This is a genomic window from Chroococcidiopsis sp. CCNUC1 (assembly GCF_023546805.1).
GTDB lineage: Bacteria > Cyanobacteriota > Cyanobacteriia > Cyanobacteriales > Chroococcidiopsidaceae > Chroococcidiopsis > Chroococcidiopsis thermalis.
Genome location: NZ_CP097482.1, coordinates 140659 through 153961, shown reverse-complemented (window position 1 = coordinate 153961; position 13303 = coordinate 140659). Strand labels below are relative to the sequence as shown.

Genomic DNA, 13303 nt, shown 5'->3' with positions numbered 1-13303 from the left:
CTCGTAACAACCATACTTCTCAAATCGGCAAAGCTGATTGAGGAAATTTTGCTGACTTTATTGAGTTGCTTTGATTAATAGGAAATAGACTACCATATTCAAACAAGGTGGTGCAAGAGCGTTCTGAAAAATCGGTTGTGTCGCAAAGATGATAAGGTGAAGAGGTTAATTTTTTCTGTTCTTGTTCTAAATGACACTCCAATCTTTGTTTGAATAGCGACACTTTATCTCCAACATCATCTTGTTGAACGAGTGCTTTGGATTCATAGACGCGGTGGGTTAGGCAAGTATGCTAAGTACAAATACTACCCTTACCAGACTACCACTACTTTTTACAACACAACCCTCCACAGAGGTGTTCTTACCAACACAACTCAATTAGGGATAAATCAGGAGAATAATGTTTCGCCAACAGTATCTTGGCTCAATTCCCTTTAGGAACGTCGATGCACTTAACTAAATACTGTGCTAACGTAGTTGATGAGAATAAATTAGGTTACAGCATTTGGTTCTAATATTGATAGGCTTCTTCCTTTTGGTATTGACAGGCAGTTCTCCAAAATCTATATCTCTACACTTTTGTGATTTGGAAGACAATTAATGTCACTTTATGTAGGCAATCTTTCTTTTGAGGTTGGACAAGAAGACTTAAGCAGCGTATTTGCAGAGTACGGTTCTGTAAAGCGGGTACAGTTACCTACTGACCGTGAAACAGGTCGTCCGCGCGGCTTTGGTTTTGTAGAAATGAGTACAGAAGCAGAAGAAGATGCGGCCATAGAGGCACTTGATGGTGCTGAATGGATGGGTCGCGCTCTCAAGGTGAATAAAGCTAAGCCTCGCGAAGACAGAGGAGGAAACAGCAGAGGCGGATATTCTAAACGTTACTAAGCATCAAGACAAAAATCAATTTTAATGTCTTGAAGGCGATAAACACTCTATCCTTTTCTGTTACTAAATTGCCATTCACTGTTCAGTAGTCATTTAAGTCAAAGTTTTTCAGAATCCGACTATTAGAGAAATAATAGTTTTGTAAAGCTGTTAATAAGACTAGCTTTTAAGCAATAGGTTTAGTGATTTAAGACTCTGTTACCTACGAGCTTAGAAAGTGTTGGACGCAAAGCGCGGTTGAACCAAGACCTTAGGCAGCTTCAAGTGTCACTGATGGCAGCGCTCAGGATATTCACGCGATAGCAAGAACGACTGTGGCAATAGTCTGTGGTTGACAGGTAAGTCGAGCACTCGTCAAGACGCTAACGGTTGTTTCAACCGAACCATAGATAAAACAGCTAAAGGTAGGATCAACGAAAGTAATTCATAGAAAAGAAGTAAGGCAACCATTCATGGCAAAGCAGAAATCATCAGAAAACGAAGGGCAGCAAACTCACCACTCTGGTACCGAAGCACTTGAGGAGGCTCAAGCAAAGCAAGCCGGAGCCGAGTTTGAGTGGCACCTGGGTCGGATTACACGCATGGGACACTTCGAGATTGCTGGGGGTAGAGAAGTGTCCGTCATCTGGGAGGAGGGAGGTGTCAGCTCGCAGCAGGGTGAGATCGCGGATGAGCAGTGGGAAATTTTCAAGCTGGCATTTTTAAGCACAGGCCGAATTGCAGTTTTGAGTGACCTGCAGGGGAAAGATTGGATGCACGACTACCGCTTTCTAGAAGCCGTGCGATGAGAATTTTGCCGCAGATTCGCGTTTAATAAAGAGCTAACCTGAATTATCCCTTTGGGAGCGTAACAAATCAAAATGTTTTGTAGTATAGTTATGGGAACACAAAAGTTATTGAGAAGAACCAATGGGAAATCAGGTTTTCCGACATCTATTTTGTCAATAACCGGTCTCTAAATCAATAAAATACTACAAGTGTGACAATAACATCTCGATTTGTTACGCTACCTAACGCAAGCCAAATTGCATTGGAAGGATAATAGTGCCGCTTTGGCACTATTATCCTTCCACCAATAAATAATTAGAAAAATTGCTTGAGATAGGAAGACGCTGCGATCGGCGTAGCAGATGCTAACCTTCCCCGGATACTTTTCACAATTTCTGTTAGGATGAACGTCTGCCAGTTCATTCCGGTCTGTTCCTGGCACATTGGAAGCAGCTCATTTAAGCCATCCAACTGGAACCACAAGTTTATTGCTCTTAGACTGGTCCCAGCTTTTGATTTGGGATGGGAGCAGCATTAGGAGCAATTAGATCTATGACATTTCGTGACCTCGGTCTTTCGAGCGACCTGCTTCGTGCTGTCGCGGAGCAGGGCTACACCCAGCCAACCCCGATTCAGCGGCAAGCAATTCCCACAATCTTACTCGGACAAGACATTTTTGCCAGTGCTCAAACCGGAACGGGCAAGACCGCTGGATTTACCCTGCCTCTACTACAACGTCTGGGTAACACCAGCCCCAGTCAGGGGCATCGCACTCCTCGCGCTCTGATCCTAACTCCTACTCGTGAACTCGCAGCCCAAGTCAGCGATAGCGCCAAAACCTATGGGAAATACTTATCCTTACGCGTGGCAGTGATCTATGGCGGCATTGGAATTGGACAGCAAATTCACTCGCTGCGTCGGGGGGTTGATCTTCTAGTCGCCACACCTGGTCGGTTGCTCGATCACCTAGAGCAAAAGACCGTTGACCTGTCTCAAATAGAAATACTGGTGCTGGATGAATCCGATCGAATGTTAGATATGGGTTTTATTCACGACATTCGCAAAATTCTGGCAAAGCTACCCTCTTCTCGGCAAACGCTGATGTTTTCTGCCACATACTCTAAAACAATTCAGCAACTTGCCAACACCCTACTAAAATCTCCCAGCCTAATTGAAGTTGCCTGCCGCAATACTGCCTCGGAACAAGTGGAACAGGTGGTTCATCCCGTCGCTCGGGAGCGCAAGCGAGAACTGCTTGCTTATATGATTAGTTTCCACAACTGGAAACAGGTGCTAGTTTTCACCCGCACCAAATATGGTGCTAACCGACTAGCCGAACAGCTTGCTAAAGATGGGCTAAAAACTGCCGCGATTCATGGTAACAAAACTCAAGCAGCCCGAACGCGAGCACTGAACGATTTTAAGCAGGGCAAGGTGCGGGTATTAGTGGCTACTGACGTAGCATCACGGGGACTAGACATCGAGCAGCTCCCTCACGTAGTAAACTTTGAACTGCCTAATGTACCAGAAGATTACGTGCATCGCATTGGTCGAACAGGTCGCGCTGGTCAGCCAGGACGAGCTGTTTCCTTGGTGTGCAAAGATGAATATTCCCTTCTTGATAACATTGAACAATTGCTCAACCAAACCCTGGTTAAAAAAGTAATTTCAGGATATGAGCCAATCTCTCCAGTCGAATTGGAGCTAGAGCAACCAAATCGTAAGCGCTCTAAGCCACGTCGCAGTAACCGGGCAAAGCCTCAGATACCATCCGAACCGAAACCCACCCAAAAGTCCACTTCAGTAGGAAGGCGGATTCAAAAAAAACTAGAGCGGCAAAACTAGCTGGAGAAGTTTTTGCTCCAAAGATGCTAGATAGGTAGTAGGGTCACAGCGAAATTGCCGCTGTTGTACTCATAGGAGCGTAACAAATCATGGTGTTTTTGCCACATCTGTAGTCTTAAACTGAGTTAAAGCCTTGCTATTGTGAAAATTACCTTAGAAACCCAATTTTCTCATTAGATATTCTCAGTGATTTGAATCCCTCAAAGCCCATACTACAAATCAGGCTAATTTGTTACGCTTCCTGTCGAAGATGCATTCCGGCGGTAGGCTTGTTGCCTCCTCCCATATCCGGAAAGCATTGCATTTCAATATTGGCGATCAATTACTTCTTCGTGTGGAAGACGGTGAACTTCGGGCGATTCCAAGGATGGAAGTCATTCGGCGTGCGCAACAGCTGATTGCTCAGTATATTCCTGTATCGGTATCGTTGGTTGATGAATTGATCGCCGATCGCCGAGCCGAGGCTGCGCGGGAGGACAGCGAGTTCCACATCAGCCGGGGCGGGCCACTTTTTGGATGACGGCGTTTGTTCTTGGGGTAGTGTTACGGAGGCTGTTACCAAGTGCAAAGTGACGAGAAAAAGTACCGAATCTAATTAAGCTCCGGCATTTTCTTTAGTTACTTTCCCCTGGTGACAGCTTCCATCTCACTACCCCATCTAGAACCGGCACATTTGTCTACCATTCATGCAGGAAGTCTATTGATTGGCTCCACAATCTCTAACTCGCTTACCGATTCGGCGATAATTCCTAGCTGGTCGAGGTTTTGCACTATTAACTCGTTGCTAATATCGCACCCCTTCTACTGTCAGCATGCTCGAAAATTCTGCGGCTAAATTTTGTATGTGACACTTCAAAAGACGGAATATCGACTCAAGCTTTTGGTATGAGACTCATTTCTATTTCTGACACTACCCAATGTGTTTCTTGAGAAACTCAACTAAGAAAAACTCCCCAGATACGAGTTTTAAAGTCTGAGGGAGATTTGAGCAATGACAGAATTTGTTGTTAACCTGGCAACTAAAGATAGGGCAGGTCTTCTGGTCAAGTCGAGGGGAAGTTCGGTCTAGTAGCGTAATCTATAAAAGACCTGCCCTATCTTTAAAAGCCGCCTTAATAAGCAGGTGCTTGTACTCGTTTTTGCAACCAGCGCAGCACCGCAGCTTTCTCTAAAAGTCCGACTAGTACGCCATTCTCCCCAATTACCGGTAGCGCCGAGCGTTGCTGTTGTTCTAGGATTTTTACTGCTTCTAGTAGCGATTGCTCGGATTGAATCATCGCCGATGGCTCGATCGGTTGCATCAATTCTCTCACTTGGGTTTCTGCCCAACGTGAAGTAGGAACCACTCTTAAAGCATCTAGAGTCATCGTACCAACTAGTTTCCCTTCAAGATCGGTGACTAAAAACCTCTCCCACTGACCATGACCAAGAATCGATTCATCAGCAAATTCTCTCAAAGAAAGCTCGGCTGATACTATTGGGCTGTCAAAATTTACTGCGTCTGCTACCTTAATCTTCTTTAGTGTTGACTGCAATGTAGCAGATTGGGCAGTCCTGGTAGCATTTTGAAGTAAAAACCAACCTAAGATTAAGTTCCAGAAGTTACCAAAACTACCAAACAATACTAGGGGGATTAAGCCAGAAGCGATCGCCAACCAGCCAATGAATTGCCCTGCTCTACTGGCAAAGACAACACCTTTTTCAGAATTACCCGTAATTTTCCAAACTAGTGCTTTGAGGATGTTACCTCCATCCAAAGGTAAGCCAGGAATTAAGTTGAACAGCGCCAACGCCAAATTCACGTAAGCCAACGTTCCTACAACTGCGGCGAAAGGTGCTAGTAATGGGACAGTAGCGTTAATTGTTGTCAATAACCCGAACAACAATAAACTGACTAAGGGACCAGCGAGCGCTACCCAAAACGCTTCACTGGGAGTTTTTGATTCTTTCTCCAGGCTGGCAAGACCGCCAAACAGAAATAAAGTGATCGATTTAACTTCAATTCCCTGCCTAATGGCAACGAAACTGTGTCCTAGTTCGTGCGCTAAGACTGAAGCAAATAGCAATAGAGCGGTAGTTAATCCCAACAACAAGGGTAGCAAACTACCCCAAGCTGGGAACTGCGTTGCTAACCCACTGGTATAACTCCAAGTCACCAAGCCCAAAACTAAAAACCAGGACGGAGCGACGTAGAAGGGAATACTAAATAGATTACCAACGCAAATAGTGCCGTTCATATAAAGCACCTCTAAACTTGAACTTTGAGAAATTGAGCAGTTTGGCAGCGGCGCGACACGGCTTGTCGTCAGACCTTTTCTCTCTTTCTCCATCTAGTGTAACGAATTGTGAAGAAGCTTTAAACTATTTAACTATCGTAGTATCCGTCCGCTCAAGTGCGGTTAACAAGCATCGTCAGGAAAACGATCGCGCCTTCGAGATAGCAGAGAACAAATTGACCCGACATATTCTCATTCTTGTTGTTTGAAGGTGATCGCTGCGGTTGCACCGAGGCTAGTGATGAGTGTCACACACAACGACTGGAACGAGCTGCTCGTGCCTCAACTGCAACTCTAATCATGGGGATTGCTGCTTTACCAAGCAGGTGAATGCTCTCATTCTAAATCTTGTTGCTCCATTTCTTCTCCAGCTGCGCGGTAGTAAGCAGCGATCGCCGCTGATTGCTCGCCGCGCAGGGTATAGCGTCGAAAAGCTTTCTCGCTCTGATGTCCGGTCAATTTCCTCGCGTGAGTCGGATCGACACCCATCAGCAATAACTCGGTGCTATAGGTGTGACGGAACGAGTGTGGGTGTAGCTGGGGAATTTCTGCTAATTCACCAATCTTTTCTATAGCAAAGTAGATGCCATGATAGCTCAATCGTTCTCCTTTGCGAGTCGCGTGATGAGACAGAATCAAGGGGCGATCGCAAGCGATCTCCTCTCCTTGTTCTTCGCGCCAAGATAAATACTGCTTAAGTGCGTCGCGACTCTGTTTTCGCAACGGCACTAATCGCGGTTCGTTTGTCTTCGTATCGGCTACAAAAATCAGTTTGCCATCGAACGCACCCACATTGAGGCTGACAATTTCTCCTGCCCGCAAGCCGTGACTCAAAATGTGGAGCAAAGCTAAATCCCTTTGTTGCGTTTCGCCCAAATACTCGGTTGCCGCCCAGATTCGCCCTACTTGCTCGGCTGTTAAGCTTTGGGCAGGGGGTAAAGGAATTTTTTCTAGCTTCACACTAGCGGCTGGGTTGACGGCGAGGATGTCAGGGTAAGCCTGCACCATCCAACCGAAGAAACTTTTGAGCGTGGCGATCGCGCTATTGATACTGCTTTTAGATAGCGATTTACCCGATTGAGATTGCACTTCCTCCACTAAATAAGCTTTGTACTGGGCGATATGGCGCGGTTTGATCTCACCCCACAGCAGATCGGTCCAGGCGATAAAGCGCCTCAATTCTCGTTCGTAAACCTTGCGCGAGTTAGGTGCTAAGTTGTTACTGTTGATAAACTCTCTAACTTTAGTCACGCGGAGATCGGTTAGTGCCGTGCCAATTTTGGCAGGTCTACCCCGCCTCGGTTGAGATGGAGGCGCAGCATTCAAGCTACCAGAATTAAGCGAAATTACTTTGATGGGTGGTAGGCGATCGCTATTATCCATACGTACAAATCTTTCAAAAACTAAAAATAGAAGCTTCACGATATGAGTAGCGCCAAGGCTGCATAACCAGACTCGCTATATCAATCGTTAAACAACGGTGGTTCATCGTCCAGCAAACAAGCATTAATTTTGCAAGTACGCCTGACATATATCGATCTACTTGACACCCAATCAACAATAGCTTTTTGGACTCGATTTTCGCGGTGAAATGGTAACGTTGCTGCATCCACTCGATTTGCTGTTGCAGTTGGTAAGCGCGAATTTTAGGCTGAGTTTTTGGTGTATGGATCGTCACATAGCCTCCTTAAGCATTCCAAGAGCTTTGGTCGGTTGGCAAGTCCTGACGGGGATCGAGTGCGCGAATGCGTCGGTTTTCGCAATCGTTCCAGCGCCACAGAACAATATTGATTCCATCCAGATGACGTACAGAAGGAACTCTAATTCCGGCATAATTTTCAGCAATCAGCCGTGATGCTAAATCCCAAGTTGGGGGACGCTGTTTTGAAATCAGCCAAATTTCTTTCCAGGGATACTTAAGGATATCTGGGCTGACAGAGCAGATTGTCTGTACCTGGGGGTCTGTCAGATCGACAATTCCTTTGACATCGACATCATAGGCGCAGAGAGTCCCTGGACGAATACCCAATTCTTGCTCGTACTCTGAAATTGCCGTGATGTAATCCTCAGAAATGTACAGTGCTTCTTGACCAGGTTCGTTGAAACGTCCGCCATGACGGGCTGCGCCTGCACCGCTCAATGGCTGGTATGCCCATTTGGGTGCCAGCATTCTCCAACAACGGCGTTTTAGCTCAATTGTCGGTACATTCAAGCGTAGACTCCATCGCTCAGCATCGCCAAATGCTCTAGCACTGCTTTTGCATGTCCTGCCGCTACTAGTTCTTCAGCAGTTTTATTGTCAAACCCACTTAAGGGTTGATGACGAAACCAAACAATTGCTCTGGTGCGATCGCCCACTAGTTCTGCGGCAACAGTGACGATCCGCGCAATTTCTCCCAAGCGCTGCTGTACTTCTGGGGATTCTGGATGGCGAGTCAAAGTATTGCGATGAAGTTGTGTCAGCTCGGATAGTCGCGCTAAAGAAATATGTAACATCTGCGAGAGAAGGTGAGGAGAGATTATGCCCTTGTGTGGCTCCATCACTTCGGCTAAAAATGGAGATAGCATCGTTTTATGCATAAAGCGTGCAACGTATTTACATTATACGCACATATAAACCAACTTTTATTGTGCGTACCAGCGTCAGTCAAGTAAAAAGCTGAAATATCTAGATTAGATCGGGATCTTCACCTAATTCCCGTAACCTTTGTGCTAGTCGCTCTGCTCGCTGGCGCTCTGTTTCTGCTCGTTGACGCTCTGACGCGGCTTGTTGTTGTTCTCGTGCGGCTATTTCTTCTGGCAGCAGGACTAAATTGAAGGCGCGATCGTAGAAGCGCAACCAGTCACAAGCTCCTGTGGGTGGCTCTCGGCGGATACTACCATTCCAAGTTCCCAGCCACAATTCTAAAGTTTCGCACCACAACCAACCGCGCTCGTTAGGAATCAGGGGTTGGTAGCCGCGCCCTAATTCCAAGTGCCATCCCGCCAACGAGTCGGCAGCAAAAGGATCGTATATGAAGTAATCTGGAGTACGGAACACCCGTTCGTACAAATCTTTTTTCACCCCACGATCCACATTTACCGTACTGGGTGAAAGTAATTCGACAATAACATCAGGATAGCGACCGTCTTCTTCCCACACCACCCAGCCCTGGCGCGTTCGATTGCCGTCCACACCCAAAGCTACGAAGAAGTCCGGTCCACGAAAATCGCGATTCATCGCTTGATTGCGGCTGTAGTAGACGAACATATTACCGCCCGCGAAAAAGTCCGGCCGCTCGGCTAGCGCCGATAGCGCTGAATCGATTAACACGTTCATCGCAATCCGGTGGCGGTTTGTCTCCAAGGGTTCTCCATCGTCAAAAATCAAATCGCTAGGGGGGTCTGGCGCTGACCAGTCTTGTACGTACTTTTCCTGCCCGATTGCGGTTTCATTGGACATGGCTTTAGAGGCGATCTGCCTCATCGTTGGTCAACTTATGGTTTCAATTCAGTATATCACCCCTTTTATATAAAATAAGTCATAATTATCTTTTATAAGACTAAACTACGACTAAATTAGAATTAGAGCAAATGTACTATAAACTGGAGACTTGAAGTTGTACAATACTCATATTGTTGTTAGCTAATTTCTATGCCTTCTCCCTTTCCAGGGATGGACCCTTACCTTGAAGGATATTTGTGGTCGGACGTACATTCGGCACTGGCAAACAAGATTCGCCAGGTGCTAGTACCGCAACTGCGTCCCCGTTACACGGCTAGGCTGGAAATTTACTTGGTGGAAGATAACGCTCCAGAAACCGAAGTGGGGATTCTCTACCCCGACGTGAAAGTACTTCAGGTTCGTGCCGCTTCAACTGGTGCGCTACACTCAAACCAGTCTGGTGCGATCGCTACGACACCCGCTCAATTAACGCTGCCCGTGCTGCAACCAGTTGAAGTCCGCGTGCCAACTGTAGAAATCCGCGACACCGCACTCAACGTCTTGGTAACTTGCATCGAAATTCTCTCCCCCGTCAACAAGCGCGAACCAGGATTAACTGGATACCGCCAAAAACGCCAACGCCTTTACCAAGCAGGAGTCAACTTAATCGAATTAGACTTGCTACGCCGAGGCAGTCGCCCTTTCAATCATCCGCGTTTACCAAGCGTGCCATATTTAATTGAGCTGACTCGCGCCCAATCGGGCATGGTGGATGTTTGGACGTTGGGGTTGCAAGATCGGTTGCCCGTGATTCCCGTGCCACTGCGCCAGCCCGATCCTGACGTACCCCTCGATCTGACGGCTGTATTGAATGCTATTTACGATGAGGCAGCTTACGATTTGTCAATCGACTATCGCGTCACGCCACCGCCACCACCTTTATCCGAGTCTGATGCCCTGTGGCTAGAAAACTTACTCGCACCATTGAGGGGGTAGTCATGTCTCGCCCCAGCCAGGAAAAATGCAGGTTATGCTCGAAGTTGAGCGTCACCGAAGCCAAGCTCAAACACGGAGTGGAAGGCGATCGCTGTTGGGATGACGAGCGCTGCCACAATCGCCGCTCCTACTATCGCCATCGCGGAGTGCGAAATTACAATCGCAAACAACACCGCCGCCAATCGATCGCGCCAGAACTTTCGCAGCCAACGCAGACAGCAATTCTAGAAATTCCCGCTCCCGCAGCTCCCGCAGCAATTGCTCACTTCTACCGAGAAACAAAAGACTCGCCCCTACACGCAATTGGAGCCGAACTGTGGATGGGAAACCATCGAGTGGCGAAAATCGAACCAGTGCATTGTTTGGGACTGGCAGAAGCACAAGTGAGAATGTTATTGATGAGAATATTAGAGGGATTTTCTAGTCATAGCAGAGTCAAAATCGAGCGATTCCGTTCTACGGTAGAACTGCATCCAACCAATTGCCCGATTCGCCCTTGTCCAATGCATCCCAATAGCTAAAAACGTGGTGAAAATCGTACAACTCGAATTGGATTTGTGGCAGGCATTGGATGTTGCGAGCGAGTCCCCTGAGTCGGCGGACGTGCGATCGCTGCTGCTATCTTTAGATCGGGTGATGGAGCATGGCGATCTGACACAACAGTTGGCGATCGGAGCTGAGGGGCTAGCGCGAATCGCAGCAGTTTACGCGGCACGAGCAGAGTCACTGATTTGGGAATGGGAAAGCCAGTACAATCCGACCGAACCAGTTGTAGATGTCGATGAATGTGCCGATCTATTCGTGCAGTCGCTACATTTAGATTTATCGGATTTAATTGAGCCACCCCAAGCAGTACAGTATCCCCAAAATCGACAGCCCCCAACTGCGATCGCTACTAATAACTCTCTAGTCGGACAAGTAGATAAGTCAGCAGTATTGGCAATGGTAGGACAACTAGAAGCAGAAGATCGTTCAACCCTATCTGATGCAGAGCAAAAAGATTTTATAGTTGCGCTTGCCCATACTGAAGATTTTTCGCTCTGGAAGCGTGCGATCGCCGATTGTTTCGCTAATACGTCCCAAAAGTGCTTGCCTTTGATTGAAATAGTACAGCAGGTACAGTACCCAACTACACCGGAGAAAGATTTAGGAGATCTACTGGTGAAAACCTGGTTAGCTATTCTGTTGGGAGGTTTTGACTTGGAGCAGCGCGAAGACTTTTACGAACCAACTGGAATCTGGGTTTCTTTGCCTGATATTGCTGCCTGATAGTTCGGGAATAGTTTGATGCGATCGGCACGAGCTATCAAAGATTGAAACTATGACTAAATACACCAATTCTTGTATAAATCGCAAACAAATTACAGTTTGAAATGGTTTAAGATCTCAGATCGATTTCGACAGCAGTTAGCCATTCAACTCATAATCATAGCATTGCGCTATGATTATGCTATAATTTTGCTATCAAAACCGAGGCGATCGCATGGTAAATATTAGTCTGCGGGACGTACCTGACGAGCTGTATCAGCAGCTCAAGCAAATGGCTGAACTTGAACGGCGTTCGGTTAACCAGCAGATTTTGGTATTGTTGGAGCGCTCCTTAAAACTTCAACAGCGCCCTAGTGCTGAAGTTTGGCAACGGATCGAGCAGCGACGAGAAGCGATCGCAACGCGTGTCGGACTCACGCCCGATTCAGCCGAACTAATTGCCGAAGATCGGAGTCGTTAATGCTACTAGTCGTCGATAGTAACGTCGTGGCAAAATGGTTCTTTCCCGAAGAGTTACAGCAACAGGCGCTTGCCTTACAGTCCGACTGGATGGCGGGCACAGTGGACTTGGTAGCACCAGATTTGATTTTGACTGAAGTTAGTAGTATTACTTGGAAAAAACAGCGTTTGAGTCTAATTACTCTAATAGAAGCGAGCGGCACGATTGAGGATCTACTACTGCTCTCGATTCCCACAGTGGAATCACAAACCGTTCTACGTCAAGCCTACAGCTTAGCCAGTCGTTTTGACCGCACTGTCTATGATGCGCTGTATTTGGCACTAGCAGCTTTCATGCCAGCCAAACTCGTGACCGCCGACTTGCGGTTGTACAATACCGTGAGTTCGCAACTGGAATTCGTCCAGTATCTAGGTACTTACTAGTGCCGCTCTAGCTGCGCGGCTGGGTAATCGCGACGCGATCGCCGCTTCTGTTGCAGCACGATGGCGAGGTGATTTCTCTGCTGGCACTACAACAAGGTTTGGGAATGCCGTTGGTTGAAGTTTGGCTGTTGAATATTTCTTCCCCATATCAGCAGTGTGTATAGTCAGGAAATTCAGGGCGGTTTTGGAGAGTGCTCTAGATGAAATCTGCTTGGAGCAGAAACCGACTCCAACTTAAATTTTCTTGCACGATTGTCCTAAGACTTCCTCAAGAGTCGAACTACTTCCGCTTTAGTCATAGGGACAAGACTCCCAAACTTCGTTCTCAATCTCCCACTCAATCTCCCTCAGCTCTTGCTGCCACTGTAAGAGCGATGTTGAGTTGAACGGCTGGACATCTATTGCTTCCCAACCCTCTGGCAGGCTTGGCACTTCTGCTCTCTCTCTGAATGCCTGCCAAACTGCTTCTGCTGGAGATTCACTCGCTGGGCTAGGCAATGTCTCAGAAGATGCTTCCAACTTTTGTGCCTCAGCGCTTTTTTCCCTCTTTTGCAAATGTTGGCGTTTGAGCAGTTTTCGGCATTTATCCATACATTCTCTTCCACAAAAATCGGCTCTCAGACAAGGCGCAAGCGTGCTTTGAGGTTGCACGCACTAGCAACAAAATTGCCGCACTTGCTAGTCAACCGTTGTTTTCACATGCTATGCCGTTGTTTTACTTTTCTCCCTTTTGACCAACACGGGTCTGGGTTTCTTTTTTTTGGACTTTGGATCTTCGCTAGCCCGCGTTCCTGGAGGACGGCAAGTCTCACAATACAACGGTCTTGAACCATAAGTTTCTCGTTCTGTAGGTTGGCTGCACTGCTGACAAATGAATTTGAACAGTCGGGTGTGAATCGTACGCTCGTGGGCGCGGACTGTATACTCTTTGACGTGGATACGCTTAGATGGCATG

At 47.1% G+C, this 13303-nt stretch carries 19 protein-coding genes; 9 read left to right on the top strand and 10 right to left on the bottom strand.

Annotated elements, in window-relative coordinates:
* Positions 1-600 precede the first annotated feature (600 nt).
* Both M5J74_RS31675 and M5J74_RS31670 read left to right on the top strand, forming a co-directional pair.
* Positions 601-888: an RNA-binding protein gene (locus M5J74_RS31675; protein WP_250017690.1), complete on the top strand. Its 288-nt coding sequence runs from the start codon at positions 601-603 to the stop codon at positions 886-888.
* Between the two features lie 452 nt (positions 889-1340).
* On the top strand, positions 1341-1676 hold the full coding sequence (locus tag M5J74_RS31670; RefSeq protein ID WP_250017688.1) for a hypothetical protein: 336 nt from the start codon (positions 1341-1343) through the stop codon (positions 1674-1676).
* 295 nt (positions 1677-1971) lie between these two features.
* On the opposite strand, the gene M5J74_RS33040 is transcribed toward M5J74_RS31670, so the two are convergent.
* Positions 1972-2100, bottom strand: coding sequence for a hypothetical protein (locus M5J74_RS33040; RefSeq protein ID WP_256498807.1), 129 nt, complete (start codon positions 2098-2100; stop codon positions 1972-1974).
* 108 nt (positions 2101-2208) lie between these two features.
* Here M5J74_RS33040 and M5J74_RS31665 point away from each other — a divergent pair, with 108 nt between their 5' ends.
* Both M5J74_RS31665 and M5J74_RS31660 read left to right on the top strand, forming a co-directional pair.
* A complete protein-coding gene (locus tag M5J74_RS31665) occupies positions 2209-3501 on the top strand; it encodes a DEAD/DEAH box helicase (protein WP_250017686.1) in 1293 nt (430 codons plus the stop codon).
* 229 nt (positions 3502-3730) lie between these two features.
* The gene (locus tag M5J74_RS31660) at positions 3731-4021 is read left to right on the top strand and encodes a hypothetical protein (RefSeq protein WP_250017684.1); all 291 of its coding nucleotides are present in this window, start codon (positions 3731-3733) and stop codon (positions 4019-4021) included.
* Positions 4022-4613: 592 nt separating this feature from the next.
* On the opposite strand, the gene M5J74_RS31655 is transcribed toward M5J74_RS31660, so the two are convergent.
* The 6 genes from M5J74_RS31655 to M5J74_RS31630 all read right to left on the bottom strand — a co-directional run bounded on the left by M5J74_RS31655 (position 4614) and on the right by M5J74_RS31630 (position 9219).
* Complete coding sequence (locus M5J74_RS31655) at positions 4614-5738, bottom strand: site-2 protease family protein (RefSeq protein WP_250017682.1); 1125 nt, start codon at positions 5736-5738, stop codon at positions 4614-4616.
* A gap of 375 nt (positions 5739-6113) precedes the next feature.
* On the bottom strand, positions 6114-7199 hold the full coding sequence (locus tag M5J74_RS31650) for a tyrosine-type recombinase/integrase (protein WP_371934120.1): 1086 nt from the start codon (positions 7197-7199) through the stop codon (positions 6114-6116).
* Complete coding sequence (locus M5J74_RS31645) at positions 7174-7455, bottom strand: hypothetical protein (RefSeq protein ID WP_250017680.1); 282 nt, start codon at positions 7453-7455, stop codon at positions 7174-7176. The genes M5J74_RS31650 and M5J74_RS31645 overlap by 26 nt, the downstream gene beginning before the upstream one ends.
* A 9-nt stretch (positions 7456-7464) precedes the next feature.
* On the bottom strand, positions 7465-7947 hold the full coding sequence (locus tag M5J74_RS31640) for an RES family NAD+ phosphorylase (RefSeq protein WP_250017679.1): 483 nt from the start codon (positions 7945-7947) through the stop codon (positions 7465-7467).
* 38 nt (positions 7948-7985) lie between these two features.
* A complete protein-coding gene (locus M5J74_RS31635) occupies positions 7986-8345 on the bottom strand; it encodes an antitoxin Xre/MbcA/ParS toxin-binding domain-containing protein (protein WP_250017678.1) in 360 nt (119 codons plus the stop codon).
* A gap of 100 nt (positions 8346-8445) precedes the next feature.
* Complete coding sequence (locus tag M5J74_RS31630; protein WP_250017677.1) at positions 8446-9219, bottom strand: Uma2 family endonuclease; 774 nt, start codon at positions 9217-9219, stop codon at positions 8446-8448.
* A 192-nt stretch (positions 9220-9411) separates the two neighbouring features.
* Between M5J74_RS31630 and M5J74_RS31625 the strand changes: the two genes are divergently transcribed.
* From M5J74_RS31625 to M5J74_RS31605, 5 genes are all read left to right on the top strand, one after another.
* Positions 9412-10197, top strand: coding sequence for a DUF4058 family protein (locus tag M5J74_RS31625; protein WP_250017676.1), 786 nt, complete (start codon positions 9412-9414; stop codon positions 10195-10197).
* On the top strand, positions 10161-10718 hold the full coding sequence (locus tag M5J74_RS31620; RefSeq protein WP_250017675.1) for a hypothetical protein: 558 nt from the start codon (positions 10161-10163) through the stop codon (positions 10716-10718). The genes M5J74_RS31625 and M5J74_RS31620 overlap by 37 nt, the downstream gene beginning before the upstream one ends.
* 4 nt (positions 10719-10722) lie before the next feature.
* Entirely contained in the window at positions 10723-11466 is a 744-nt protein-coding gene (locus tag M5J74_RS31615) for a hypothetical protein (RefSeq protein ID WP_250017674.1), read from the top strand.
* A gap of 214 nt (positions 11467-11680) precedes the next feature.
* Positions 11681-11926: an Arc family DNA-binding protein gene (locus M5J74_RS31610; RefSeq protein ID WP_250017673.1), complete on the top strand. Its 246-nt coding sequence runs from the start codon at positions 11681-11683 to the stop codon at positions 11924-11926.
* Positions 11926-12348 carry a type II toxin-antitoxin system VapC family toxin gene (locus M5J74_RS31605; RefSeq protein ID WP_250017672.1) on the top strand — a complete coding sequence of 141 codons (423 nt, stop codon included), beginning with the start codon at positions 11926-11928 and terminating at the stop codon, positions 12346-12348. Before M5J74_RS31610 ends, M5J74_RS31605 begins: the two co-directional genes overlap by 1 nt.
* Here the strand turns inward: M5J74_RS31605 and M5J74_RS31600 are convergent.
* The 3 genes from M5J74_RS31600 to M5J74_RS31590 form a co-directional block, all read right to left on the bottom strand.
* The gene (locus M5J74_RS31600) at positions 12334-12495 is read right to left on the bottom strand and encodes a hypothetical protein (RefSeq protein WP_158631951.1); all 162 of its coding nucleotides are present in this window, start codon (positions 12493-12495) and stop codon (positions 12334-12336) included. The genes M5J74_RS31605 and M5J74_RS31600 overlap by 15 nt on opposite strands.
* 144 nt (positions 12496-12639) lie before the next feature.
* Complete coding sequence (locus tag M5J74_RS31595) at positions 12640-12939, bottom strand: hypothetical protein (protein WP_250017995.1); 300 nt, start codon at positions 12937-12939, stop codon at positions 12640-12642.
* A 111-nt stretch (positions 12940-13050) separates the two neighbouring features.
* Positions 13051-13302, bottom strand: coding sequence for a hypothetical protein (locus M5J74_RS31590; protein WP_106168121.1), 252 nt, complete (start codon positions 13300-13302; stop codon positions 13051-13053).
* Position 13303: the final 1 nt, after the last annotated feature.

Coding starts and splice junctions, on each gene's coding strand:
- M5J74_RS31675 (WP_250017690.1), top strand. CDS start 601: ATGTCACTTTATGTAGGCAATCTTTCTTTTGAGGTTGGACAAGAAGAC.
- M5J74_RS31670 (WP_250017688.1), top strand. CDS start 1,341: ATGGCAAAGCAGAAATCATCAGAAAACGAAGGGCAGCAAACTCACCAC.
- M5J74_RS33040 (WP_256498807.1), bottom strand. CDS start 2,100: ATGTGCCAGGAACAGACCGGAATGAACTGGCAGACGTTCATCCTAACA.
- M5J74_RS31665 (WP_250017686.1), top strand. CDS start 2,209: ATGACATTTCGTGACCTCGGTCTTTCGAGCGACCTGCTTCGTGCTGTC.
- M5J74_RS31655 (WP_250017682.1), bottom strand. CDS start 5,738: ATGAACGGCACTATTTGCGTTGGTAATCTATTTAGTATTCCCTTCTAC.
- M5J74_RS31640 (WP_250017679.1), bottom strand. CDS start 7,947: ATGCTGGCACCCAAATGGGCATACCAGCCATTGAGCGGTGCAGGCGCA.
- M5J74_RS31635 (WP_250017678.1), bottom strand. CDS start 8,345: ATGCTATCTCCATTTTTAGCCGAAGTGATGGAGCCACACAAGGGCATA.
- M5J74_RS31630 (WP_250017677.1), bottom strand. CDS start 9,219: ATGTCCAATGAAACCGCAATCGGGCAGGAAAAGTACGTACAAGACTGG.
- M5J74_RS31625 (WP_250017676.1), top strand. CDS start 9,412: ATGCCTTCTCCCTTTCCAGGGATGGACCCTTACCTTGAAGGATATTTG.
- M5J74_RS31610 (WP_250017673.1), top strand. CDS start 11,681: ATGGTAAATATTAGTCTGCGGGACGTACCTGACGAGCTGTATCAGCAG.
- M5J74_RS31605 (WP_250017672.1), top strand. CDS start 11,926: ATGCTACTAGTCGTCGATAGTAACGTCGTGGCAAAATGGTTCTTTCCC.
- M5J74_RS31600 (WP_158631951.1), bottom strand. CDS start 12,495: ATGGGGAAGAAATATTCAACAGCCAAACTTCAACCAACGGCATTCCCA.
- M5J74_RS31595 (WP_250017995.1), bottom strand. CDS start 12,939: ATGGATAAATGCCGAAAACTGCTCAAACGCCAACATTTGCAAAAGAGG.
- M5J74_RS31590 (WP_106168121.1), bottom strand. CDS start 13,302: ATGCCATCTAAGCGTATCCACGTCAAAGAGTATACAGTCCGCGCCCAC.